The following is a 2,628-nucleotide window of genomic DNA, read 5'->3' on the forward strand; positions in this document are numbered from 1 at the left end:
GACCCCACAAATAACCGAAACGTTTTTCGGTGGGCCGGTGGATCCTATTATATCTCAATTAGTGAATTATTCGATTACGACCGCACGTGTATTTGCGAACATCTTAGCAGCGATGGTACTGATGAAATTAGGACCGAAAAAAGCAGCAGGAATGGCGATTGGACTATTAATGATGGGACTTGTTGCTATTTACCTGCCTAATTACTGGGCCTATACCGCAGCTCGAATGGTTATGGCCGTTGGGGGTTCGATGGTGATTGTCTACATGAACCCCATCGTCGCTCACTATGTTAAAAATTCAAATGTAAAACTGCGCATTAATGCGGCCAATACCGTTGCCTATAATGCGGGTGCCTTTATTGTTGCCGTCTTGTTTACGGTTTTTGCGAAGCAAATGGTGGCCAACTGGCGTTTAACATTAACGTTCTTTGCCTCATTAACGATTTTGTTTTTTATCGGCTGGCTTTGGAAAGCTGAAACCTTTGAAACAAAGGAAACCGGTGGAAAAGCTGAAAAGTATGGATATAAAGACGCCCTTAAGGACGGATTCCTTTGGCGCTATGGCTTGGCGTTTGCTTCCTTTTTAACACTGTACGTATTATCACTAGTGAGCTTTAAAGCGATATTTGATCAATATACCTTGTTAAACGGCTCGGTTACGAACTTGTTAATCTCAGGCTTTGGCATACTCGGTACATTCGCAGGGATTCGCATCGGGAATAAAGGAGTAGCGCGGAAACCGATTCTCCTAATTTCAGGAATCGTCATGGTTGGAGCCTTTGCTCTAGCGCTCGTTTTTGCGAATAAAATTCCGTCACTTTCCTACACTCTCATTTCAATCTCTGGATTTGCGATGTATATCCAGTACCCAATCTTTTTGAATCTACCCCATGAGTTAAAAGGGATGACACCACAAAGATTGACGATCATGTTCGGCCTATTCTGGGCAATCGCATATGCAGGCCAAACCATTGCGACGATTGTGTGGAGCTTTATATTAGGCGCTTCCGGATATACGCCGGCCATGATCTTCTTTATTGCTGTCTCTAGTTTGTACATCTTCTTGGTGGCGACCTTCCCGGAAACCAGAAAAAAGGAAGTAGGTATGAGGAAAGCAGCGTAACTCCCATTGGGACGGTTTTTATTGAAGTTAGAAAAAGAATCGTCCCCATGGTAGGTTCCACTTACCAAATGATTGGTCAAAAGTAGCCTCCCACACCAAGCCTTCCATAATCTTTTATCCTGAGGATGTATGAATCACATTAGAAGATTAACGATTTCAGCTGCCTTTTCTAACGAAACACTCTGAAGTACACTATTTTCATTTCGAACAGCTGATCCGAAATGATAGAAACCGGTATCCACTTTTTCATGAACTTCAAGGATATTTTCCTTTGTCAGCCCGCTTCCGATTAGTATCTCGGTATTCTTACACCGGTCCTTCATCTGCAATAGCACCTCAAGCCGAGTAGGCCAGTCGCCGTAACCGCCAGATGTTAAAATTGTCCTGATTGCTTTATATTGATCCAATTTTTCTGCTGCTTCGAGTGGATTCCTTGAACTATCGATGGCGCGATGGAAGGTTACTTCCATATCGCCTGTTTCCGTTAAGAGCTCTTCAAGCTGACCGAAATCGATATTCCCTTCCTCATCCAGCATTCCCATTACGACCCCATTTGCACCTAGCGACCGAATGATGCGAATATCATTTTTCATGATCGCGAGGTCGTCTTTCGAATAGCAAAATGATTGACTATGCGGTCTTAGCATGACATTTACCGGAATACGAACACTGGAAACTACTTTTTCAATCAAGCCATAACTCGGTGTTAAGCCACCCTCTGTTAAACCCGAAACAAGCTCAATTCGGTCTGCTCCTGATTTTTCAATTAATACCGCATCCTCTACCGTGACAGCAATAAATTCAAGTAGCACGACATTTCCCCCCTGGGTTATTTTGTCCTAATTCTACCAAAAAAGATGTCGAAAAGCATTTTCACCACATCTTACGAGCTAAAGACTGTCCTCTCTTGCCTTTATGAAGTTTACATTTTCTTTTTCTATTTCATTTAAAGAGCCATCAAAGGAAGGGTCCGGTTGATACCATGACTTACCCGAAAAATAGGTTTGCAAATCCTGTGATTTAAAAACATACCCATGACGAGCATAGATCTCATTTCTGGCTAAACGCAGCTGATCTTTTGTAAGATTAGCAACGTCTTCTTCACTCATCACACCTTTATCACTAGTAGGCAAAATATATTCAGTAGAGGAAGGATTGGAACTCTCTTGTTCGGTTGAAGGTTGATCATGACTATCTTGATCATTATTTTCTACATCTTTATCTTTTGATTGATCAATCTTTTTGGTTGCTGCAACATTCAATTTGGGTTCAGGCTTATAAAAATCTTTAACTAGTAAGGTTACACTTATGACAAGCAGTAAACCTATAATTGTTCCGACTCCAACTACTAATCTCGTTTTTGAGCGATTCTTCTTTATTTCAATGCGCGTCTCTAGGACTGAGGGCATGTTCTTATGATCAATTGCAACCCTTGAACCGCAGTTTGGACAGAACTTACTAGATTCATTTAATTTCTCACCACAATTTGTGCATAAATCCATTGA

Annotated in this window: 3 protein-coding genes; 1 reads left to right on the plus strand and 2 read right to left on the minus strand. The window is 41.6% G+C overall.

Features of this window, described 5'->3' with window-relative positions:
- Positions 1-1,123 (plus strand): MFS transporter (locus tag V7659_RS29735; RefSeq protein WP_335543633.1); only part of this gene is annotated, 1,123 nt, incomplete at its 5' end.
- Positions 1,124-1,257: 134 nt separating this feature from the next.
- On the opposite strand, the gene V7659_RS29740 is transcribed toward V7659_RS29735, so the two are convergent.
- Positions 1,258-1,935, minus strand: coding sequence for a copper homeostasis protein CutC (locus tag V7659_RS29740; protein ID WP_335543634.1), 678 nt, complete (start codon positions 1,933-1,935; stop codon positions 1,258-1,260).
- 78 nt (positions 1,936-2,013) lie between these two features.
- The coding region (locus V7659_RS29745) for a YARHG domain-containing protein (protein ID WP_335543635.1) at positions 2,014-2,628 on the minus strand (615 nt) is incomplete at its 5' end.

Origin of the sequence: Neobacillus drentensis (assembly GCF_036966985.1) — a bacterium.
Lineage (GTDB): Bacteria > Bacillota > Bacilli > Bacillales > Cytobacillaceae > Neobacillus > Neobacillus drentensis_E.